General features: G+C 69.5%; 17 protein-coding genes and 1 tRNA gene. 3 read left to right on the top strand and 15 right to left on the bottom strand.

Features of this window, described 5'->3' with window-relative positions; genetic code table 11:
* Nucleotides 1-6: 6 nt before the first annotated feature.
* Both IE069_RS02885 and coaE read right to left on the bottom strand, forming a co-directional pair.
* Nucleotides 7-402, bottom strand: a complete 396-nt coding sequence (locus IE069_RS02885) for a hypothetical protein (protein ID WP_189348612.1) — start codon at nt 400-402, stop codon at nt 7-9.
* Entirely contained in the window at nt 399-1,031 is a 633-nt protein-coding gene (gene coaE, locus IE069_RS02880) for a dephospho-CoA kinase (RefSeq protein ID WP_189348611.1), read from the bottom strand. Before coaE ends, IE069_RS02885 begins: the two co-directional genes overlap by 4 nt.
* Nucleotides 1,032-1,084: 53 nt before the next feature.
* Here coaE and IE069_RS02875 point away from each other — a divergent pair, with 53 nt between their 5' ends.
* Complete coding sequence (locus IE069_RS02875; RefSeq protein WP_189348610.1) at nt 1,085-1,774, top strand: YigZ family protein; 690 nt, start codon at nt 1,085-1,087, stop codon at nt 1,772-1,774.
* The gene (locus tag IE069_RS02870; RefSeq protein ID WP_189348609.1) at nt 1,771-2,970 is read left to right on the top strand and encodes a class I SAM-dependent methyltransferase; all 1,200 of its coding nucleotides are present in this window, start codon (nt 1,771-1,773) and stop codon (nt 2,968-2,970) included. The genes IE069_RS02875 and IE069_RS02870 overlap by 4 nt, the downstream gene beginning before the upstream one ends.
* Here IE069_RS02870 and IE069_RS02865 read toward each other — a convergent pair.
* The 7 genes from IE069_RS02865 to IE069_RS02835 all read right to left on the bottom strand — a co-directional run bounded on the left by IE069_RS02865 (nt 2,965) and on the right by IE069_RS02835 (nt 10,601).
* Nucleotides 2,965-3,384, bottom strand: coding sequence for a hypothetical protein (locus IE069_RS02865; protein WP_189348608.1), 420 nt, complete (start codon nt 3,382-3,384; stop codon nt 2,965-2,967). The two genes, IE069_RS02870 and IE069_RS02865, sit on opposite strands and share 6 nt — an antisense overlap.
* A 6-nt stretch (nt 3,385-3,390) precedes the next feature.
* On the bottom strand, nt 3,391-3,921 hold the full coding sequence (locus IE069_RS02860) for a DinB family protein (RefSeq protein WP_189348607.1): 531 nt from the start codon (nt 3,919-3,921) through the stop codon (nt 3,391-3,393).
* 93 nt (nt 3,922-4,014) lie between these two features.
* Nucleotides 4,015-5,490: a 30S ribosomal protein S1 gene (gene rpsA / locus IE069_RS02855; protein WP_189348606.1), complete on the bottom strand. Its 1,476-nt coding sequence runs from the start codon at nt 5,488-5,490 to the stop codon at nt 4,015-4,017.
* A 188-nt stretch (nt 5,491-5,678) separates the two neighbouring features.
* Nucleotides 5,679-7,001: a GNAT family N-acetyltransferase gene (locus IE069_RS02850; protein WP_189348605.1), complete on the bottom strand. Its 1,323-nt coding sequence runs from the start codon at nt 6,999-7,001 to the stop codon at nt 5,679-5,681.
* Nucleotides 7,002-7,027: 26 nt separating this feature from the next.
* Nucleotides 7,028-9,757: a DNA polymerase I gene (gene polA, locus IE069_RS02845; protein ID WP_189348604.1), complete on the bottom strand. Its 2,730-nt coding sequence runs from the start codon at nt 9,755-9,757 to the stop codon at nt 7,028-7,030.
* A 54-nt stretch (nt 9,758-9,811) separates the two neighbouring features.
* The gene (locus IE069_RS02840; RefSeq protein ID WP_189348603.1) at nt 9,812-10,375 is read right to left on the bottom strand and encodes a dihydrofolate reductase family protein; all 564 of its coding nucleotides are present in this window, start codon (nt 10,373-10,375) and stop codon (nt 9,812-9,814) included.
* A gap of 145 nt (nt 10,376-10,520) precedes the next feature.
* Nucleotides 10,521-10,601 (bottom strand) — tRNA-Leu (locus IE069_RS02835).
* 136 nt (nt 10,602-10,737) lie between these two features.
* Here IE069_RS02835 and IE069_RS02830 point away from each other — a divergent pair.
* Nucleotides 10,738-11,340, top strand: a complete 603-nt coding sequence (locus tag IE069_RS02830) for an ANTAR domain-containing response regulator (RefSeq protein ID WP_189348602.1) — start codon at nt 10,738-10,740, stop codon at nt 11,338-11,340.
* Between the two features lie 121 nt (nt 11,341-11,461).
* On the opposite strand, the gene pyk is transcribed toward IE069_RS02830, so the two are convergent.
* The 6 genes from pyk to trpB all read right to left on the bottom strand — a co-directional run bounded on the left by pyk (nt 11,462) and on the right by trpB (nt 22,630).
* The gene (pyk, locus tag IE069_RS02825; protein ID WP_189348601.1) at nt 11,462-13,003 is read right to left on the bottom strand and encodes a pyruvate kinase; all 1,542 of its coding nucleotides are present in this window, start codon (nt 13,001-13,003) and stop codon (nt 11,462-11,464) included.
* A 65-nt stretch (nt 13,004-13,068) separates the two neighbouring features.
* Entirely contained in the window at nt 13,069-14,526 is a 1,458-nt protein-coding gene (locus tag IE069_RS02820; protein WP_189348600.1) for a glutamate synthase subunit beta, read from the bottom strand.
* On the bottom strand, nt 14,519-19,129 hold the full coding sequence (gene gltB / locus IE069_RS02815; protein ID WP_189348599.1) for a glutamate synthase large subunit: 4,611 nt from the start codon (nt 19,127-19,129) through the stop codon (nt 14,519-14,521). The genes IE069_RS02820 and gltB overlap by 8 nt, the downstream gene beginning before the upstream one ends.
* A gap of 329 nt (nt 19,130-19,458) precedes the next feature.
* Nucleotides 19,459-20,514, bottom strand: coding sequence for a prolipoprotein diacylglyceryl transferase (lgt, locus tag IE069_RS02810; RefSeq protein WP_189348598.1), 1,056 nt, complete (start codon nt 20,512-20,514; stop codon nt 19,459-19,461).
* On the bottom strand, nt 20,511-21,338 hold the full coding sequence (gene trpA / locus IE069_RS02805) for a tryptophan synthase subunit alpha (RefSeq protein WP_189348597.1): 828 nt from the start codon (nt 21,336-21,338) through the stop codon (nt 20,511-20,513). The genes lgt and trpA overlap by 4 nt, the downstream gene beginning before the upstream one ends.
* Entirely contained in the window at nt 21,338-22,630 is a 1,293-nt protein-coding gene (gene trpB / locus IE069_RS02800) for a tryptophan synthase subunit beta (protein WP_189348596.1), read from the bottom strand. Before trpB ends, trpA begins: the two co-directional genes overlap by 1 nt.
* Nucleotides 22,631-22,660 lie beyond the last annotated feature (30 nt).

Below are 22,660 nucleotides of genomic sequence, written 5' to 3'. Positions count from 1 at the left end.
CCTAGGCTACCCCTGCGGGGGCGGCCCCGGCACCCGCTGATTCGAACTTTTCTTCGAAGGCGGAATCGGGCCGTGGCGACGTCCGCCGCGGTGCGCGCGGCCGCCCAGGAATCCGGTGAACACCGGGCCTGCGTCGACCCTCGTCAGGATGGCGATCGCGATCTGCTGGACGAAGAGCAGTCCCGCGACGGCGGCCACCGCCACCGACGACAGGCCGAGCCAGGCCCCCGCCACGACCGGTGCCCCGTACGGCTCGCCGGCGACGAACCCGGCGCGGCCGCCGAACCCGAGCCAGACGACGAGCCAGCCCGCCAGGAGCAGGCCGGCAACGGCGAAGAGCCGGCGCACCCACCTCATGCCCGGACCGAACTGGAAGGGGACCTGCTCCGGCGCCGCGCTCACGCCCGCTCCCCCGTCAGCTCGGTCCACACGCGGCGGACCGCGCGCCTGAGGTCGTCGCGGGTGGCGTCGTTGCGCAGCAGGGCGTCGGCGACGGCGGCCCGCTCCTCGTCCGTGGCCTGCGCGGCGATTCTGGCGCGGGCGTCCGCCTCGGTCATGCCGCGGTCGGCCACCATCCGGCGCACCCGCTCCTCGAGCGGCGCCTGCACCACGACCACGTAGTCGAACCGGTCCGCCTGCCCCGTCTCGACGAGCAGCGGGATGTCCTGCACGACGACGGCCCGCCCCCCGCCCGCCGCGTCGATCGCCTCCCGCCGCAGCCGGGACGCCTCCGCCCGCACGCGCGGATGGATGATGCCGTTGAGCCTCTCGCGGGCGCCGTCGTCGCCGAAGACGAGGGCGCCGACCGCTGGGCGGTCCATCTCGCCCGCCGCGGTGAGCACCCGCTCGCCGAAGGCGGCGACCACCTCGGCGAGCCCCGCGGTACCGGGGGCGACGACCTGCCGGGCCAGGGCATCGGCGTCGACGACCGTCGCGCCCAGCGCCGCCAGCTCGGCCGCGACCGTCGACTTGCCGGAGGCGATGCCGCCGGTGAGGCCGACGTCGATCACGTGCTCGCGCTGCTCAGTCATGCCCTCCAGCCTACCGAGCGTGGCGCGCAGCCCGCGCCCGGTAGGCTGGACGGGTGAATCAGAGCGAGACGCGGGCCACCAGCTACACCACCATCGGGGCCGGGGTGGTCCACGAGCTCGAGATCAAGCGCTCGCGCTTCATCACCTATCTGCGCCGGGTCGAGACCGAGCAGGAAGCGCGCGACCTCGTCGCCGAGCTGCGCAGATCCCACTTCGACGCGCGCCACCACTGCACCGCTTTCGTCCTGGGCGCCGACCGCGACGTCCAGCGCAGCAACGACGACGGCGAGCCGTCGGGCACCGCCGGAGCCCCCATGCTGGAGGCGCTCACGCGCCGCGAGACGCACGACGGCGGCGCGGACCTCTCCGACGTCGCCGCCGTGGTCGTGCGGTATTTCGGCGGCGTCCTGCTGGGAGCCGGCGGCCTGGTCCGCGCGTACTCCGAGTCCGTCTCCGCCGCCCTGGACGAGGCGCGCCTGGTGCGCCGGCAGCGGATGCGCCGCTACGACGTCGTGGCGGAGATGACGATCGCGCCGCGGCTGGAGAACGACCTGCGCACCTCGGGATACCAGGTCCTCGGCACGGACTACTCCCCCGGCCCCGACGGGCAGGTTCGGGCCGGAATCCGCGTGGCACTGGCCGACGCTGCGGACGTCGAGGAGGCGTTCTCCGCCTACCTGGCCTCGCACACCGCCGGCGGCGCCTCCTGGCAGCGCGGCGAGACCGAGTGGGTGGACTTGTGAGCGGCACGCCGACCTTCCCGAACCACGCGGAGATCTTCGCCCGGCTGCGCCGGTGGCCCGACGTCGAGGCCGAGAACCTCCAGGCGCACGACTCGGCTGACGAGCTCCTGCTGGCCACGGCCTCCGACCTCCTCGCCGAGGCCCCGATCGCGGGCGAGGAGATCGCCGTTCTCGGCGACCGCTACGGCGCCCTGACCCTGGGCCTGGCAGCGGCCGGCCTCACCGGGCTCCGCGTGCACACCGATCCGCTCGCGTCGCAGCTGGCCATCGACGCCAACGCCCGCACCCTGGGGCTGGAGGGCGCCTACCGGCACGTCCAGCCCGCTCCGGAGGGCAGCCTCGAGTCGCTGGGCCGGGAGCTGCTGACGGGAACGCGTCTCGTGGTGCTGGCGCTGCCGCGCTCGCTCGACGAGCTGCGGGACTGGAGCCGACTGATCACGACCTGCGCCCAGGATGCGGTCCGGGTCCTGGCCGGCGGCCGCGTCAAGCACATGAGCCGGGGCATGAACGAGGTCCTGGGCGAGTCGTTCGCGAGCGTCGGCGCGTCGCTCGCACGGCGCAAGGCGCGCGTCCTGACTGCATCCTCGCCGGTGCGCCCCGCGCCCGGTCCTCCCGGGCCGAGCACGGCGGGCTACGACGTCGGGCTGGACCGCCGGCTGGTGCTGACCGCGACGGGCGCGACGTTCGGCGGCGCCAAGCTCGATCCCGGGTCGCGCCTCCTCCTGCCCGCCCTCGCCCAGGCGCGGCCCGCGGACCGGGCCATCGATCTGGGCTGCGGCAACGGGACCCTCGCCGCCTTCCTGGCTGTCTCCCAACCGGACCTCCGCGTCCTGGCCTGCGACCAGTCGGCCGCCGCGGTCCTCTCGACCCGGGCCACGGCGGAAGCCAACGGCGTCGCCGAGCGCGTGCGGGCCGTCCGCGACGACGCGCTCGCCGCCCAGCCCGACGCGAGCGCCGAGTTGATCGTGCTCAACCCACCGTTCCACATGGGCAGTACCGTCCACGCCGGAATCGCGCTGAAGCTCTTCGCGGACGCCGGGCGCGTCCTTGCCGACGGCGGCGAGCTCTGGTGCGTCTGGAATTCTCACCTGCGCTACCGCGGGCAGCTCGAGCGGCTCGTCGGTCCGACCCGGCAGGTCGACCGCGACCCCCGTTTCACCGTCACGGTCTCGCGGCGCGAACGCGCCGGGTCATGACTCAACTGGAATCAGGCGCTGCTCAAGGTCCGGCCAAGGAACCGTGATTCGCTCAGTCGGAGTCAGGGACTTGGCGGCCAGCAGATCGGTGGCGATGATCCCGTTCGGTGAGATCTCGACAATCGTCAGATCGGAGGACATCCAGGCACCGGCAGCGGCCATCGCCGGCATCGGCCCTGCGAGCCGCCACGCGCCCGCCACGTGCGAGATGCCGTGCTCCAATAGCCTTTCTTCACCGTCAATGAAGTCGGCCGCCCCGCCGACTTTGTGCCCCAAGACGTCTCGCGGCTGAAGCCTGTCGTAGTCTGGTTGCCCGGATGAGTCCAGGTCAGGCTCAAGGTATCCAACAGTCTCCCGGTCTTCCCTCAGTACCGGGATCCATGTGGAAACCGCGTCCTCATGTTCGTTGTTCATCGCTGCTCAGTCCCCGACGCTGCCGTCGATGCTCTCGCGGAGCAGGTCCGCATGCCCGGCGTGGCGGGCGTACTCCTCGACCAGATGCACGAGCATCCACCGCAGCGTCACCTGCTTCCCGTCGCCGTCCGGACGGGCGAGCGGCTGGTCGAGGTCCCGGAAGCGTTCCACGGTGTCGCGGGAGCGGTCGATCTCGCGCAGGTAGAGGCTGGCGACGTCCTCCCAGGCATCGCGGGCGGCGGAGTTCCAGTCCCAGTCGACGTCGCTCTCCCAGTCGACCCCGCCCCACGGCTCGGTCCACTCGTTGCCCTCGAGCCGGTAGCTGAACCACTCGTGCTCCACGTAGGCGAGGTGCTTGATCATCCCGGCGAGCGTCATGGTGCTGGGCGGGACGCTGAGGGCGAGCTCCTCGCGGGTGAGCCCCTCCGCCTTGCGGAGCATGACGGACCGGTAGTAGTCGATGAAGTTCAACAGCATCTCCCGCTCCGGTGCATCGTACGGCGGATCGGCTGGCAGGGGCGTCGACGGCTCGTTCATGATGTCAGCCTAGACGCAGGAAATCCCCGCGACCACCGTAGTGGTCGCGGGGATTTCCCGTCGGTTCAGTCGCTGACTCGCAGCAGACGAAACCTAGTTGCCGGTCAGCTTCTCGCGCAGTGCGGCGAGTGCCTCGTCGGATGCCAGGGTGCCGGCATCGGCGACCGGGACGTCCGAGGAGAAGCTGGCGGAGGAGGAAGGCTTCTCCGCCGGGGTCTCGTCGACGGCGGCGCGGTCGTCGTTGAGGTGCTGGGCGACCTGCTTCTTGTGGGCTTCCCAACGCTCCTGGGCGGCGCCGTACTGGGCCTCCCAAGCGGAACGCTGCTCGTCGTAGCCCTCGAGCCACTCGTTGGTCTCCGGGTCGAAGCCCTCCGGGTACTTGTAGTTGCCCTCGTCGTCGTACTCGGCAGCCATGCCGTAGAGCGCCGGGTCGAACTCGGTGCCCTCCGGGTCGACGCCCTCGTTGGCCTGCTTGAGGGACAGCGAGATGCGGCGGCGCTCCAGGTCGATGTCGATGACCTTGACGAACAGCTCGTCGCCGACGGAGACGACCTGCTCGGCCAGCTCGACGTGGCGGACGGCCAGCTCCGAGATGTGGACCAGGCCCTCGATGCCGTCTTCGACGCGAACGAACGCACCGAACGGAACCAGCTTGGTGACCTTGCCCGGCACAACCTGGCCCAGGGCGTGGGTGCGGGCGAAGGTCTGCCACGGATCTTCCTGCGTAGCCTTCAGCGACAGGGAGACGCGCTCGCGGTCCAGATCGACCTCGAGGACCTCGACGGTGACTTCCTGGCCGACCTCGACAACCTCGTTCGGGTGGTCGATGTGCTTCCAGGAGAGCTCGGAGACGTGCACGAGGCCGTCCACGCCGCCCAGGTCCACGAAGGCACCGAAGTTGACGATGGAGGAGACGACGCCCGGACGGACCTGCCCCTTCTCCAGCTTGTTGAGGAAGGAGGAGCGGACCTCGGACTGGGTCTGCTCGAGCCACGCACGGCGGGACAGAACGACGTTGTTGCGGTTCTTGTCCAGCTCGATGATCTTGGCTTCGATCTCCTGGCCGATGTACGGCGCCAGGTCGCGGACGCGGCGCATCTCGACGAGCGATGCCGGCAGGAAGCCGCGCAGGCCGATATCCAGGATCAGGCCGCCCTTGACCACCTCGATGACGGTGCCGGTGACGACGCCGTCCTCTTCCTTGATCTTCTCGATGTCGCCCCAGGCGCGCTCGTACTGAGCGCGCTTCTTGGACAGGATCAAGCGGCCTTCCTTGTCCTCCTTGGTGAGGACGAGGGCCTCGACGTTGTCGCCGACGACGACAACTTCGCCCGGGTCGACGTCGTGCTTGATGGAAAGCTCGCGGGAAGGAATGACACCCTCGGTCTTGTAACCGATGTCGAGCAGGACTTCGTCGCGGTCGACCTTGACGACGGTGCCTTCGACGAGGTCACCATCGTTGAAGTACTTGATGGTGGCGTCGATAGCCGCGAGGAAGTCTTCAGCGGTGCCGATGTCGTTGATTGCGACCTGGGGGGCACCGGTCTTCTCGTTGGAGGTGATGGTCATGTAGTAGGGGCTCCGATGTGGATAGTCTCGTCAGTCGGGCAGTCGGAAGTCCCGACATGCTCCGAGGTGGATCTTGAAATTTGTGCTCGTCCGTCCGGGCACGCGCAAGCGCACGCGAACGTAGACATGCCCGATTATTCTAGCGCTCAGCCGAGAGGGGGTCAAAGCGCATTCGGCACCGGCGGCGGTCAGAAGAACGTGTGGTTCATCGGCCGCGGCCTGCCGCCGAAGATCCTGCGCATCGCCGCTGCGCCGCGCTCCCCGCCGGCGAGTCGACCTGTGGCCTCCGCCTGCCAGGGCTCGATCGCCCCGGTCAGCAGGGAGCCGAGCGTCTCGACGCCGACCCGCACGGTTTCCGCGGCGCCGGCCGGGCCCGGGGCCCCCTCCCCGGCGCGGCGCACCGAGGCGGCGCCGCCGTCGACGGTGAGCACCCACGTGCCGTCGACGTATCCGAGGCTGTCCTCGACGTCGAGGACGATCCGCCCGTCGGCGGCGAACTCCGACGCCCGGACGATGGCCGGCAGGTCCAGCGGCCGCACCCAGAGCGAGTCCTCGACGTCGCGGGTCTTGACGTCCCGGGGGTCGGCCAGGGCCCACCGCAGCGGGTCGTCGACGCGCGCCCGGCCGAAGGTCAGCACCTGCACCAGGTCGTGGGCGCCGAGGTGATCCCAGAGCGCCAGCTCGGCGGCGGGGTCGCCGGCGACGAGGTCCACGACGCGCAGCTCCTTCGGCGTCTTGTCCCACCCTCCGAACCGGGCCGTCGCGAACCCCAGCGGACGGCCGTCGGCGGCGTGGTAGGCGTAGCCGCGGAGGTCGTCGGCCGCCCCGCGGCCGTCCGGGCCCCAGCGGCCGGTGACCCGCTGGACGTCGTCGTAGGAACGCGTCACCGATCCGCGCGAGGCGGCGTGGAAACCGGCGAACACGGCATCGTGGATCCCCGCCAGGTCGCGCGGATGCACGTCCACGACGCGGCCGCCGGCACCGTCCACGAGCGCCCGCGCCTCCGGCCGCAGCCGGAGACCGCTCCGGACGTCGACGCGGACCGGCTGGCTGTGCGCCGCGGGCGAGAAGCCGAAGCGCCCGTAGATCCCCGCCTCGGAGGCGGTGAGCACGGCGACGGCCGCTCCGGCGGCCGCGGCACGGGACAGGGAGTCCTCCAGCATGCGCCGCAACAGGCCGCGGCGCCGGTGCGTCGCCCGCACGGTGACGTCCGAGATCTGGTGGGCCGGCACCGCCGCGTTCGGACCGACCGTGAACTCGCCGGCGAACTCGGCGAAGGTCGCCACGGGCAGGGTCGCGGCCAACGACGGCGGCGCGGCGCCGTCGTCGTACACGCCGACGAGCCGCGTGCCGCGGGCGCGCAGGGCGTCGACGACGCGCTGCATCGCCTCGGCGTCGCGTTCCTTGTCGTAGAAGCCCAGGTCGGTCGCGCGCACCCAGTCGGCGACGCGCTCGTCGCTGTCGCCGGGCCGCCCCGGCACGGTGAACTCCTCGAATCGAAGGGACTCCACGGCTCGCCTCCCTCTCTGCCCGTGCCCTAGTGGCCGGCGTCGTGCCAGCTGCGTCCGATGCCGACCTGGACCTCGAGCGGCACCGCCAGTTCGGCGGCGGCGGCCATCCTCTCCCGGACCAGCGTCTCGAGCGGCTCGAGCTCGCCCTCGGCCACCTCGAACACGAGTTCGTCGTGCACCTGGAGCAGCATGCGCGAGGCCAGCCCGGCCTCGTCGATGCCGGCCTGCACGCCGAGCATCGCCCGCTTGATGATGTCGGCGGCCGAGCCCTGGATCGGCGCGTTGAGCGCGGCCCGCTCCGCCATGTCCCGCAGCTGACGGTTGTCGCTTCCGAGGTCCGGCAGGTAGCGGCGACGGCCCTCGATGGTCGAGGTGAAGCCGTCCTGCCGGGCCTGCCCGACGACGCCGCGCAGGTACTCGCGGACCGCGCCGAAACGGTCGAAGTAGTCCTTCATGAGGCTCCGGGCCTCGTCGACCGAGATCTTCAGCTGCTTCGACAGCCCGAACGAGCTCAGGCCGTAGGCGAGCCCGTAGGACATCGCCTTCACCTTGGAGCGCATCTCGGAGGTCACGTCCTCGGGAGCGACGTCGAAGACGTGCGAGCCGACGAACCGGTGGAGGTCCTCGCCGTCGCGGTAGGCCTGGATGAGGCCCTCGTCGCCGGAGAGGTGCGCCATGATGCGCATCTCGATCTGCGAGTAGTCCGCGGTCAGCAGGGTCTCGTAGCCGTCGCCGACGACGAAGACGCCGCGGATCCGGCGGCCCTCCTCGCTGCGGACCGGGATGTTCTGCAGGTTCGGGTTCAGCGAGGACAGGCGCCCCGTGGCCGCGACGGTCTGGGCGTAGGTCGTGTGGATGCGGCCGTCGTCGCCGACGGCCTTGCGCAGGCCCTCGACCGTCTGCCGGAGCTTGGTCGCGTCGCGGTAGGCCATGAGCGCCACGAGGAACGGGTGCTGCGTCTTGACCAGCAGGTCCTGCAGCGAGTCCGCGTCCGTCGTGTACCCGGTCTTGATCTTCTTGGTCTTCGGCAGCTCGAGTTCGTCGAAGAGGACGCCCTGCAGCTGCTTCGGCGAGCTGAGGTTCACCTCGTGCCCGATCGCGTCGTAGGCCTCCTTGGTGGCGGCCTCGATGGTCTTGGTGAAGTCGCCGAGGAGCTCGTCCAGCTTCTCGCCGTCGACCGCGATGCCGGTCCGCTCCATGTGGGCCAGCGTGACGGCCAGCGGCAGCTCCATCTCCGTCAGGAGGCCGCTCGCGCCGTGCTCGACGACCTGGCCGGCCAGGTGGAGGGTCAGCAGCCGCACGATGTAGGCGGCGCGCACGGCCGGGACCGCCGCGTCGTCCTCGAGGCCGAGGGCGAGCTGGCCGTCGTCCGCGTCGTCCGCCGCGTCGAGGGTCAGCCGCAGGTGGACCTGCGCGATGTCGGCCAGCTCGTGGCTGCGCCGGTCCGGCTGGATCAGGTACGCGGAGATCATCGTGTCGTCGACGACGCCCGCCAGGTCGATTCCGCGCTCGCCCAGCAGCTTGTAGGCCAGCTTGAAGTCGTGCACGGCCTTCGCCACGCCGGCGGCGCCGAGGATGGCGGCCAGCGCCTCCTCGGTGGCCTGGTCCGCGTGCTCGAGGTCCACGTACGCGGTCGCCCCGTCGGCCGCGAAGGCCAGCCCGACGACGTCGTGCGCTCCCCCGGACGACTGCACGGTGGCGAGGTGCAGGCCGAAGGTCTGACCGGCGCGGGACGCGAACCACGCGTCGATGCCGTCCGCGGTGTCGAGGCGCTCGGACTCCGGCATCGGGTCCTCCTCCACGGCCTCCTCCTCCTCGCCGAAGAGGTCGAAGAGCCGCTTGCGCAGGGTGTTGAACTGCAGGGCGTCGAAGAGCTCCTCGACGGCCTCGCGGTTCGGGCGGTCGAGGGTGAGCGCATCGAAGGCGACGGGCAGCTCGAGATCGCGCAGCAGGTGGTTGAGCTTCCGGTTGCGCTTGACGTCGTCGACGTGTGCGCGCAGGGACTCGCCGACCTTGCCCTTGATGGAGTCGATGTTCTCGAAGACGCCCTCCAGGTCGCCGTAGAGGTTCAGCCACTTGGCCGCCGTCTTCGGCCCTACCCCGGGGACGCCGGGGAGGTTGTCCGCGGTCTCGCCGACGAGGGCGGCCAGATCCGAATAGCGCTCGGGGCGGACGAAGTACTTGGACTCGACCGCGTCCGCATCCATCGGCGGGATGTCGGAGACGCCCTTCTTCGGATACAGCACATGCGTCTTGTCGTTGATGAGCTGGAACGCATCACGATCGCCGGAGACGACGAGGACCTCCGCGTCCGCGTCCTCGCCGCGCGCGGCGAGCGTGGCGATGATGTCGTCCGCCTCGTACCCGTCGAGGCTCAGGTGCGGGATGTTCATCGCTTCCATGACCTTCTGGATCAGGTCGATCTGGCCGTAGAACTCCTCAGGCGTCTTGTTCCGGCCGCCCTTGTACTCCGCGTACTCCTCCGAGCGGAACGTCGGCGTGTCCAGGTCGAAGGCCACGGCCACATGGGTGGGCTTCTGGTCGGAGATCATCCGGATCAGCATCGAGACGAAGCCGTACACGGCGTTGGTGTGCTGGCCGGTGTCCGTGGCGAAGTTCTCGGCCGGCAGGGCGTAGAACGCCCGGAAGGCCATCGAGTGGCCGTCGATGACGAGGAGGCGCTGCGGGCCGTCCGCGCCGTTCCCGGCAGGGGTGGAAGATGCTCTGGCTTTGGAGGTCTGGGCTGAACTGCTCACCCGGACAGCCTACGTGAAGACGACGCCGAAGGGGCGTCTGGAACGCGTGGCGGATCAGTGCTGCCGCGGCGCGCCCGGCGGCTTGACGACGTCGTACGTGTCCTCGACGACACCGTCGGCGAACGCCCGTCGGTTCGTCAGCGTCAGGGAGACCGAGCCGCGGGTCGCGAAGAGGCGGCGCCCGCCGCCGAGGACGACTGGGACGGTGGTGAGGATGAGCTCGTCGAGGAGGCCGCTCTCGATGAGCTGGCCGGCCAGCGAACCGCCGCCGAGGAGCCAGGCGTCCTTGCCGCCGGCCGCGTCCTTGATGTCCGGGACCCACTCGGAGGGCTCGCCGCGCACGAAGGTGATGTCGGCGTCGGGCACGGCCTGCAACTCGCGGTGCGTGAAGACCCACGTCGGGATGGCCCCGTACGGCCATTCGCCCGGGCTGTGGGCGACGAGCCAGGCGTAGGTGTCGGCCCCCATCGCGATGGTGCCGATCTGCTCGATGAAGCCGCCGATGGCCTCCTCGAGGCCGGGCGTCGAGTCGAAGGGGGTCAGCCAGTCCAGCCGGTCCTGCTCGTCGGCGATGTAGCCGTCGACGGATGCGGCGACGTAGTAGCGCATACGGGTCATGGGGCCCACCATAGGCCACGCACATGAACCGGGGCACGTCGGACGGGGACCGGCCGCCGAGCGCGGCCGATCTAGTGCGAAAGAAAAAGCCCCGGCCGCGAAGCCGAGGCTGCCAACCCGGAGAAGACCGGGGCTGCACGTGCTGTGCCCGAGGTGGGACTCGAACCCACACGGTTTTACCCGCCGCATTTTGAGTGCGGTGCGTCTGCCATTCCGCCACTCGGGCGCAAACGCGACGTTCGGACGACTCGTGAGTCGTTCCTCCCGCGCTGTTGCGGAAAACTACTCTACATCCCGATAGGCTTGTAGGCAGAATCGTCGTATCTCATCAACGCCCGCCGGGCACACCAGGAGGACAATCCATGTCTGAAACTCCCACAGAAGAAACGACGACCCCCGCACGCCGGGTCGTCGTCGCCGAGGATGAGACTCTCATTCGGCTCGATATCGTCGAGATCCTGAAGGGCGAGGGCTACGACGTCGTCGCCGAGGCCGACAACGGCGAGAAGGCCGTGGAACTGGCTCGCGAGCACAAGCCGGACCTGATTCTGATGGACGTCAAGATGCCGGTCATGGACGGGATCACCGCCGCGGAGACCATCGTCAAGGAGCGGATCGCCCCGGTGGTCCTGTTGACCGCGTTCAGCCAGAAGGAGCTCGTCGAGCGCGCCCGCGAGGCCGGCGCCATGGCCTACGTCGTCAAGCCCTTCACCCCGTCGGATCTGATCCCGGCGATCGAGCTCGCGGCCGCGCGCCACGACGAGATCATCGCCCTCGAGAACGAGGTCGGGACCCTCCAGGAGCAGTTCGAGACGCGCAAGCTGGTCGAGCGCGCCAAGAGCGTGCTGACCACGAAGATGGGCCTGACCGAACCCGAGGCGTTCCGCTGGATCCAGAAGACGTCGATGGACCGCCGCCTGAGCATGCGCGAGGTCGCCGAGACGATCCTCGCTCAGGTCAAGTAGCCGGGCCCTCTCCCCCGACGCCGTCAGGCCGCCTCCAGCACCCGCTGGAGGCGGCCTGACGCTTTAACGCCGCGAGGCGGGCCCCGTCGGGACCCGCCTCGCGGCATCGGAAGCCGGACGACTAGCTGGTGCGGTCGTCGTCGCCCCGCATGTAGGTGACGAGGTCGTCGAGCGCCTCCTCGCGGGTGCGCCACGGCCCGACCTTCTCGCGCGCCGGGGGCTCCTGCCCCTCGAGCAGCTCGCCCGCATCCGCAACATCGCCCACGCGGTGCACGCGCAGCGAGTTCGTCGAGCCCGCCGTTCCGGGAGGGGAACCGGCCGCGATGCAGACGAGGTCGCCCACATTGGCCAGGCCCTCGAGCTGCAGGGACTTGTCGACCTGGGCCGTCATCTTGTCCGTGTGGTCCGCGTACTCGACCACGCGGGGCTGGACGCCCCAATACAGCGACATGATGCTGAACGTGTGGTTGAGCGGCGTGAACGCGAGGATCGGCTGCTTGGGGCGCAACCGCGAGAGACGACGTGCGGAGTCGCCGGACTGCGTGAAGGCGACGATGAACTTCGCATCCAGCTGATCGGCGACCTCGACGGCGGCACGCGTGATGGCGCCACCACGGGTGCGCGGACGCGATCCCAGGGGCGGGATCCGGCGCAGGCCGTGCTCCTCGGTGTTCTGGATGATGCGGGACATCGTCTCGACGGTCTTGATCGGGTAGGCCCCGACGCTCGTCTCGCCCGAGAGCATGACCGCGTCCGCACCGTCGAGGACGGCGTTGGCGCAGTCCGAGGCCTCGGCCCGGGTGGGCAGCGGGCTCTCGATCATCGACTCGAGCACCTGGGTCGCGACGATGACCGGCTTGGCCCAGCGGCGCGCCAATTCGACGGCGCGCTTCTGCACCAGCGGGACCTCTTCGATCGGCAGCTCGACGCCCAGATCGCCGCGGGCGACCATGATGGCGTCGAACGCGTCGATGATCTCCTCCAGGCTGTCGACGGCCTGCGGCTTCTCGATCTTGGCGATCACCGGGAGGCGGCGACCCTCCTCGTCCATGATCTCGTGGACGCGGTCGATGTCGGCCGCGTTCCGGACGAAGGACAGGGCGACCATGTCGACGCCGGCCCGGATGGCCCAGCGCAGATCGTCCTCGTCCTTCTCGCTCAGCGCGGGGACGTTGACGGCGACACCGGGCAGGTTGATGCCCTTGTTGTTGGAGACCTCGCCGCCGACGACGACCTCGGTCACGACCTTGACGTCGTCGACCTCGGTGGCCCGCAGGGCCACCCGGCCGTCGTTGATCAGGAGGCGGTCGCCGACGTTGACGTCGCCCGGCAGGCCCTTGAAGGTCGTCGAGCAGATGTCCTTCGTGCCCTCGATGTCCTCGACCGTGATGGTGAAGGTGTCGCCGACTTCCAGCACGTGCGGTCCGTCCGCGAAGCGGCCCAGCCGGATCTTGGGACCCTGAAGGTCCGCGAAGACGCCCACGGGGCGCTTCAGCTCGGCCGAGGCCTGGCGCACGTTGGCGAGGTTCTCTGCGTGAGTGGAGTGCTCACCGTGGCTCATGTTCAGGCGGGCGACATCCACACCCGCTTGGAGAATCTGCACCACCTTGTCGTAGGTGCCGATTGCGGGACCAAAAGTTGCCACAATTTTTGCGCGTCGCATACGTCGACTAACCGCCTTTTCTCAGTCGTTCACGTCCGGGAGTCCTGCAGTTGCAGAATGCCCGGTCAGAGCATTGAAATGGCTTGATCCGTCGGTGCCACGGGGGCAGGCAATCGGGTCTCGCCCATCAGGTACTTGTCCACCGCAGCAGCGCATGCGCGCCCCTCAGCGATGGCCCACACGATCAGCGACTGTCCGCGGCCGGCGTCGCCGGCAGCAAACACGCCGGGCGTGTTGGTCATGTAGTAACCGTCACGGGCCACGTTGCCCCGGTCATCAAACTCGGTGCCGGCCTGCTGCTGCAGACCAGCGGGCTCGGGGCCGGTGAAGCCCAGAGCCAAGAGTACGAGATCGGCTTTGATCGTACGCTCGGTACCCGCCTTGGGGAGGCGCCTACCATCAACAAATTCAGTTTCGGCGACCGTGATCCCAGTCACACGGCCTTCCTCGCCTACAAACTCTACCGTAGACGCAAGATAGGTGCGATCGCCACCCTCCTCGTGGGCCGACTGGACCTCGAACACGGTCGGCATCATCGGCCACGGCTGGTGCTCGGGGCGCTCCACCGGCGGCTCCTTGCCGATGGCCAGCGTGGTCACGGAGGCCGCACCATGGCGGTGCGACGTCCCGATGCAGTCGGCTCCGGTGTCGCCGCCGCCGAGGATGACGACGTGCTTGCCCTTGGCATGGATCTGGTCGGGCACCGCCTCGCCGGCCACCGAACGGTTGGACTCGGTCAGGTACTCCATCGCGAAGTGCACGCCGTCGAGTTCGCGGCCGGGGATCGGCAGGTCGCGCGGGATCGTCGACCCGGTGGCGACCACGACCGCGTCGTAGCGACGACGCAGCTGGTCCCACGAGATGTCCTTGCCCACCGCGACGTTCGTGCGGAACCGCGTCCCCTCGGCCCGCATCTGCTCCAGGCGGCGGTCCAGGATGGACTTGTCCATCTTGAAGTCCGGAATGCCGTAGCGCAGGAGGCCACCGACGGCGTCGTCGCGCTCGTAGACGGCGACCGTGTGGCCGGCGCGCGTGAGCTGCTGCGCCGTGGCGAGGCCGGCCGGACCGGAGCCGATGACGGCCACGGTCTGGTCGGTGTGGCGCTGCGGCAGGATCGGCTCAACGTTGTTGTCGTCGAATGCCTGCTCGGCGATCTCGGCTTCCATCTGCTTGATGGTCACGGCCGGCTGGTTGATGCCGAGCACGCAGGACGACTCGCACGGGGCCGGGCACAACTTACCCGTGAACTCCGGGAAGTTATTCGTGGCGTGCAGGCGCTCGGAGGCCTCCCCCATGCGGCCCCGGTAGACGAGGTCGTTCCATTCGGGGATGAGGTTGCCGAGCGGGCAGCCCTGGTGGCAGAACGGGACGCCGCAGTCCATGCAGCGCGAGGCCTGGTCGTGCAGGGTCCCGGCCTGCTGGCGCTCGTAGACTTCCTTCCAGTCCATGATGCGCACCGGCACGGGGCGGCGCGGCTGCGTCTGGCGTTCGCGTACCTTCAGAAATCCACGGGGATCAGCCACGGGTAGCCTCCAAAATCCGATTCCAGACGACGTCGCCGTCCGGGTCAAGTCCTTCCGCCACCGCGGTGGCGCGAGTTTCGAGTACCGCTTCGTAGTTGCGCGGCATGACCTGCGTGATGCGGGCCAGGGTGTCCTGGAAGTCGACCAGCAGCTTCGCGGCCAGGGCCGAGCCGGTCTCCTCGGCATGGCGGACCAGCAGGTCGCGGAGGGCGTCGCCCTCCTCCAGCGGGACGGGCCGCAGGATCAGGTCCTCGTTGGCGAGCGCGTCCTTGTTGATCTTCCTGCGGTCCAGGTCGAGCACGTAGGCGACGCCGCCGGACATGCCGGCGCCGAAGTTGCGGCCCGTCGCGCCCAGGATCAGCGCCAGCCCGCCGGTCATGTACTCGCAGCCGTGGTCGCCGATGGCCTCGACGACGGCGGTCGCTCCGGAGTTGCGCACCAGGAACCGTTCGCCGACGGCACCGCGGAGCAGGATCTCGCCGCTCGTGGCGCCGTAGCCGATGACGTTGCCGGCAATGACGTTGTCCTCGGCGAGGAACCCGGCATCGCGGTCCGGGCGGACGATGATGCGGCCGCCCGAGAGGCCCTTGCCGACGTAGTCGTTCGAGTCGCCGAAGAGGCGCAGCGTGATGCCCGCCGGCATGAACGCGCCGAGCGACTGGCCGGCCTGGCCCTTGAGCGTGACGTCGATCGTGTCCGTCGCCAGCTCCTCCGTGCCGAAGGTCCTGGTGACCTTGTTGCCCAGCATCGTGCCCACCGAACGGTCGGTGTTGATGACGTCGAGGCTGATGCGCACCGGCTGCCGGTGCTCGAGCGCGTCGGAGCTGAGCTCGATCAGCTTGTTGTCGAAGTGCTTCTCGAGCTCGTGGTTCTGGCCGTGCAGGTTGCGCACCGGCGAGTTCACGTCCTCGTAGGTCTCGAAGATCGGGCTCAGGTCGAGGCCCTCGGTCTTCCAGTGCTCGATGGCCGCGTTCTTGTGCAGCAGTTCGGCGTGCCCGATCGCCTCCTCGATGCTGCGGAACCCCAGCTCGGCCAGGATCTCGCGCACCTCCTCGGCCAGGAACTCGAAGAAGTTGACCACGAACTCGGCCTTGCCGTTGTAGCGCTTGCGCAGCTCGGGGTTCTGGGTGGCGACGCCGACGGGGCACGTGTCGAGGTGGCAGACGCGCATCATGATGCAGCCGGAGACGACGAGGGGGGCGGTCGCGAAACCGTACTCCTCGGCGCCCAGCAGCGCGGCGATGACGACGTCGCGGCCGGTCTTCAGCTGGCCGTCGACCTGCACCACGACGCGGTCGCGGAGGTTGTTCAGGCGCAGCGTCTGCTGGGCCTCGGCCAGCCCCAGCTCCCAGGGGGCGCCGGCGTGCTTGAGGGAGTTCAGCGGCGAGGCGCCCGTTCCGCCGTCGTGCCCCGAGACCAGCACGACGTCGGCCTTCGCCTTGGTCACGCCGGCGGCCACGGTGCCCACTCCGACCTCGGAGACGAGCTTGACGTGGACGCGGGCCAGCGGGTTGGACCGCTTCGCGTCGTAGATCAGCTGCGCGAGGTCCTCGATCGAGTAGATGTCGTGGTGCGGAGGCGGCGAGACCAGCGGCACGCCCGGCGTCGAGTGACGCGTCCGGGCGACCCACGGGTACACCTTCTGCCCCATCAGCTGACCGCCCTCGCCGGGCTTGGCGCCCTGGGCCATCTTGATCTGGATGTCGTCGGCGTTCGTCAGGTACTGGCTCGTCACGCCGAAGCGGCCGGAGGCGATCTGCTTGACCGCGCTGCGGCGCGTCGGATCCATGAGGCGGTCGATGTCCTCGCCGCCCTCACCCGTGTTGGACTTTGCACCCAACTGGTTCATGGCGATGGCGAGCGTCTCGTGCGCCTCCTGGGAGATCGAGCCGTAGCTCATCGCGCCGGTGGAGAAGCGCTTGACGATCTCCGAGACGGGCTCGACCTCCTCGAGCGGGACCGGGGTCCGCTCGGAGAGCTTGAAGCCCAGCAGACCGCGGAGCGTCATGAGCTCGCGGGCCTGGTCGTCGACGCCCTTGGTGTAGGCCTTGAAGATGTCGTAGCGGCGCTCGCGCGTCGCGTGCTGGAGGCGGAAGACCGTCTCCGGGTTGAACAGGTGCGGCGGTCCCTCGCGGCGCCACTGGTACTCGCCGCCGACCTCGAGCCGGCGGTGCGGGTCCTGGTTGCCGTCGTGCGGGTAGGCCGAGGCGTGGCGTGCCGCCGCCTCTCCGGAGATGACGTCGATCCCGACGCCGCTCATCTGCGAGTGGGTGCCCGTGAAGTAGGCGTCGACGAACTGCTGGGACAGGCCGAGCGCCTCGAAGGTCTGCGCACCGCAGTAAGAGGAGACCGTGGAGATGCCCATCTTCGACATGATCTTCAGGACGCCCTTGCCGAGCGCCTTGATCAGGTTCGTGTGGGCGGCCTCGGGGGCCACGTCGCCGAGTTCGCCGTGGAGGGCCATCTCCTCGACGGTCTCGAGCGCCAGGTACGGGTTGATGGCCGAGGCGCCGTAGCCGATGAGCACTGCGACGTGGTGCACCTCGCGCACGTCTCCGGCCTCGACGATCAGCGAGGCCTTGGTGCGGTTGGCGCTCTTGAGCAGGTGGTGGTGCACGGCGCTGGTCAGCAGCAGCGACGGAATCGGCGCCCACTGGGCGTTCGAGTCGCGGTCGGAGAGCACCACGTACTTCACGCCGCGGTTGATGGCGGCCGAGACCTTCTCGCAGATCTCCTGCAGACGCTGCTTGAGCTCGTCCGGACCGCCGGCCGGGCGGTACAGGCCGCGGACCTTCAGCGCAGACTTCGCGCCGGATTCGTCGCGGATGTTGGCGATCTTGGCCAGCTCGTCGTTGGTGATGACCGGGAAGTCCAGGGCGATCTGCGGTTCGCGGACCTGCTCCAGGGACAGCAGGTTGCCGTCCGGGCCGATGGACGACTTCATGCTGGTGACGAGCTCCTCGCGGATCGCGTCCAGCGGCGGGTTCGTCACCTGGGCGAAGGACTGCGAGAAGTAGTCGAAGAGCAGGCGGGGCCGCTTCGCGAGAACCGCGATGGGCGTGTCGGAGCCCATGGCCCCGAGCGGCTCGGCGCCGTTCTTCGCCATCGGGTTCAGCAGGATGCGCAGTTCCTCCTCGGTGTATCCGAAGGTCTTCTGGCGCAGCTGGATCGATGCCGTGTTGTGCACGACGTGCTCGCGTTCCGGCAGGTCGGCGAGGTTGACGAGGTTCTGCTTGACCCAGTCGGCCCACGGCTCCGACTCGGCAATCTCCTGCTTGATCTCGCTGTCGTCGATGATGCGGCCGGCCTCCGTGTCGACCAGGAACATCTTGCCCGGCGACACGCGGCCCTTGGAGACGATCGTCTTGTCGGAGAGGTCGACGACGCCGACCTCCGAGGCCAGCACGACGAGGCCGTCGTCGGTGACCCAGTAGCGCGCCGGGCGCAGGCCGTTGCGGTCCAGGACGGCTCCGACCTGCTTGCCGTCGGTGAAGGAGACGGCCGCGGGGCCGTCCCAGGGCTCCATGAGCATGGAGTGGTACTCGTAGAAGGCGCGGCGGGCCGGGTCCATCGTCTCGTGGTTCTCCCACGCCTCCGGCACCATCATCATGACGGCGTGCGTGATCGGCCGGCCCGAGAGCATGAGCAGCTCGGCCACTTCGTCGAAGGACGCGGAGTCCGAGGCGCCGGGGGTGCAGATCGGGAAGAGCTCCTCCGGAACTTCGCCGAGCACGTCGCCCAGGAGCTGGGACTGGCGGGCGCGCATCCAGTTGCGGTTGCCCTTGACGGTGTTGATCTCGCCGTTGTGGGCGATGGTGCGGAACGGCTGGGCCAGCGGCCAGGACGGGAACGTGTTGGTCGAGAAGCGCGAGTGCACGATGCCGAGCTTCGTCTTGAATCGCTCGTCGGAGAGGTCCGGGAAGAACGGCTCGAGCTGCGCGGTGGTGAGCATCCCCTTGTAGACGATGGTCTGGGAGGAGAGCGAGGGGAAGTAGACGCCGTACTTGTTCTGGGCGCGCTTGCGCAGCCGGAAGGCCCGGGCGTCGAGCGAGGCCAGCGACTCCCCCGTGCCCTCGACCGTGGTCAGGAACAGCTGGACGAACTTCGGCATGCAGGCGCGGGCGGCGGCGCCGATGATCGAATCCTCGATCGGGACCTCGCGCCACCCGAGGATCTTCAGCTGCTCCTGTTCCGCCAAGTCCTCGAGTCCGGCGCGCGCCGTCTCCTCCTCGTCGGCGATGTCGGGCAGGAACGCCGAACCGACGGCGTAGGCGCCGGCGGCCGGAAGGTCGAAGTCGACGACGGCCCGGAAGAACTCGTCCGGCACCTGCGTCAGCAGACCGGCGCCGTCGCCCGTGCCCTCGTCGGCGCCCACGGCGCCGCGGTGCTCGAGACTGCGCAGGGCGGTCAGGGCGTGGTCGACGATGTCGTGGCTCGGCTCGCCCCGCATGGAGGCGATGACGGCGAGTCCGCACGCGTCCTTCTCCGCTTCGGGGGTGTACGCGCCGGTGGCTTCCGGGATCTGCGCAAATCGCTTGAAAGGCGACACGGCAACCTCTGCTTCGCGATCGAGACCTTCGATCGGGGTTCCTGTCTGAGTCATAGAGTCCTTTCTCCGGAACGAGAATGCGCACCACGAACCATCGGCGCTGGGTGCGGAGGGGACGGCGTTGGCCCCGGTGGGTGAACGGGCAGCTACCAATGCGTAGCACGACTTGGGATGAGAGTCCGGCCTGCGGCCGGACTCGAGAACATCTCTCCAGGGGTTCGGAGAACCACTTCGTCGTGGCACCGGTTCGTCGCGGGAGCTTAGTCCTCCCGCGGGCCGGTGGATCTGCGTGGGTCACGGCTCTTGTCGGGCCGCGACCACATCACACAAGTACGGTGAGATTAGCACTGCCCCGGCCACCCGCCACAGAGAAGGCGGAATTTTTACGCTCCGGTTGCCGTCCCGTTGCGATTTCCGCCATCATGTTCGGCTTCTTCCGCGGAATCCGGGCTCCCCGACGTCCCTGAGGCGGCCGGCGGGACCTCAGCCGCGCTCCCGTTGTCGCTGGTCAGGCTGCCTTTAGCGCCAGCATCCGACGCCGCGGCCGCGGACACGCCGGCCTCGTCGCGGCGCCCTGGAAGATAGACCCCCGGGTCCGGCCGGCCGCGCGACGTGATGACCGTCACGGTGAAGGCGACAGCCGCGACGACCAGGAGGAGGACGCTTGTCCAGACGTTCAGCCGCTGCGTCATGCCGAAGAACGTGATCAGTTCCGCGTCGTCGATGCGCAGCATCTCGATCCAGACCCGGCCGAGGGTGTAGACGAAGATGTACAGCCACATCATGGCGCCGCGACGGAACTTGAACTTCTTGTCAAGGGCCAGCAGGAGGACGACGCCGAGAACGTTCCACACGAGTTCGTAGAGGAAGGTCGGGTGGAACAGGGTGCCGGCGGCCATGTCCGCCGGGAACGTCGGGCTGTCGGCGTCGATCTCCAGTCCCCACGGCAACGTGGTGGGGCCGCCGAAGAGCTCCTGGTTGAACCAGTTGCCCAGGCGGCCGATGGCCTGCGCGAGCAGGACTCCCGGAGCGGCGGCGTCCGCGAACGAGGACAGGCGGACGCCGTAGCGCCGGCACGCGATCCACGCGCCGATGAGGCCGAGGGCCACGGCGCCCCAGATGCCGAGGCCGCCGCGCCAGATCTGCCAGGTCAGGCTGAGGTCGCCCGTGCCGTCGAAACCGGGACCGAAGTAGGCGTCCGGCGAGGAGAAGATGTGGTACAGACGTCCGCCGATGATGCCGAACGGGATCGCCCAGATGCAGATGTCCCAGACAACACCCTCGGGCCCGCCTTTGGCGCGCCAGCGCCGGTTGGTCAGCCACATGGCCACGACGATCCCCGCCAGGATGCACAGTGCGTAGGCGTGGATGGTCAACGGTCCCAGGCTGATGCTCGACCATTCGGCCGGGGGGCTGGGGATCGACGTGGGAAGTGTCATGCGGGCTGGTCCTTTCGGCCGCTGAGGTGTGCGGTGAGTTCGGCGACGGCTTCGACCCCGCCGTCGCGCAGGGCCGCGACGAGCGCCGTGCCGACGATGACGCCGTCGGCGTAGGAGCCGATCTCCTCGATGTGGGAGCGGTTGGAGACGCCGAGTCCGACACAGGCCCGCCCGGCTCCGGCGGCATGCGCGGCCGCGACGACGCCCTCGGCGGTCGTCGCCACCGAGGTGCGGGCGCCGGTGACGCCCATGATCGAGACGCAGTAGACGAAGCCGCGGCTTGCGCTCACCGCCTCGGTGAGCCGCTTCGGCGTCGAGCTGGGGGCGACCAGGAACACCCGGTCCAGTCCGTGCTCGTCCGACGCGGCGAACCATTCGCTGGCCTCGTCCGGGATGAGGTCGGGGGTGATGAGGCCTGCGCCGCCGGCTTCGGCGAGCTTGCGGGAGAACTCGTCCACGCCGTGGCGCAGCACCGGGTTCCAGTAGGTCATCACGAGGACCGCGGCGTCGCAGCGCTCGGTGATGCCGCGGACGATGTCGAAGATCTGGGCGACCTTGAACCCGCCCGCGAGGGCCTGGACCGTGGCGGCCTGGATGACGTGCCCGTCCATGACCGGATCGGAGTACGGGATGCCCAGCTCGATGATGTCGGCACCGTTGTCGGCCATGGCGACGGCGGCGTCGATCGTCGTCTGCGCATCCGGGAACCCGGCCGGCAGGTAGCAGATGAGGGCGGGCCGGCCCTCGCCGCGCGCCTTCTCGATGGCTGCCGCGGCCTTGCTGCCGGTCGGCACGGCGTGGTTGGTCGGCGATTCGGTGGTCATTATTCGCCCTGCCCTTCGGCGTCGAGGTAGTTGAACCATTCGGCGGCGGTCCCGACGTCCTTGTCACCGCGGCCGGAGAGGTTGGCGATGATGACGACCTCGTCCGGGACCGCGCCCGCCTCCACCTTGCGGCGCCCGACCTTCATGGCCCCGGCCAGGGCGTGCGAGGACTCGATCGCCGGGATGATCCCCTCGGTGCGGCACAGCAGCTCGAAGGCCTCCATGGCCTCCGCGTCCGTGATCGGCTCGTAGGAGACGCGGCCGATGCTGTGCAGGTACGAGTGCTCGGGGCCCACCCCCGGGTAGTCGAGCCCGGCCGAGATCGAGTGCGACTCGATGGTCTGCCCGTCCTCGTCCTGCATCAGGTAGCTCTTGGCGCCGTGCAGCACGCCCGGGCGGCCCAGCGTGATCGTGGCCGCGTGGCGCGGCGTGTCGACGCCGTCCCCGCCCGCCTCGAAGCCGTAGAGCTCGACCCCGCGGTCGTCGAGGAAGCCGTGGAAGATGCCGATGGCGTTCGAGCCGCCGCCGATGCAGGCGCAGACGGCGTCCGGCAGGCGCCCGGTCTCCTCGAGGATCTGCTCGCGCGCCTCATCGCCGATGACCTGGTGGAAGTAGCGCACGAGGGCCGGGAACGGGTGCGCGCCCGCCGCGGTGCCGAGCAGGTAGTGGGTCGAGTCGACGTTGGCGACCCAGTCGCGCAGCGCCTCGTTGATCGCGTCCTTGAGCGTCTGGGATCCGGCCTCGACCGGGATCACCTCCGCCCCGAGCAGGCGCATGCGGGCGACGTTCAGCGCCTGCCGGCGCGTGTCCGCCGCGCCCATGTACACGACGCATTCCAGGCCCAGCAGCGCCGCGGCGGTCGCGGAGGCGACGCCGTGCTGGCCGGCCCCGGTCTCGGCGATGATGCGGGTCTTGCCCATCCGCTTCGCCAGCAGCGCCTGGCCGAGGACGTTGTTGATCTTGTGGCTTCCGGTGTGGTTCAGGTCCTCGCGCTTGAGGAAGACCCGCGCCCCGCCGGCGTGCTGGCTGAAGCGCTTGGCCTCGGTCAGCAGCGACGGCCGGCCGGAGTACGTCCGGTTCAGCTCGCGGACCTCCTCGACGAACCCGGGATCGTTCTTCGCGGTCTCGAAGGTCTCCGTGAGCTCGTCGAGGGCGGCGATCAGCGACTCGGGCATCCACCGCCCGCCGAACTCGCCGAAGTACGGGCCCGGCGCATCGCGGAGGCTCGAGTTGTCATTCAGGAATGCCCGGACGGGGTCGTCTCCTGCGGGAACGTGCGCGGAATCGCTCACGGTGTGCCTACCTTCCGGATCCAGCGAGTG

Source organism: Zhihengliuella salsuginis, assembly GCF_014651715.1.
GTDB lineage: Bacteria > Actinomycetota > Actinomycetes > Actinomycetales > Micrococcaceae > Zhihengliuella > Zhihengliuella salsuginis.
The sequence above is the reverse complement of the archived record's forward strand: the minus strand, read 5'-3'. Positions and strand labels throughout refer to the sequence as shown.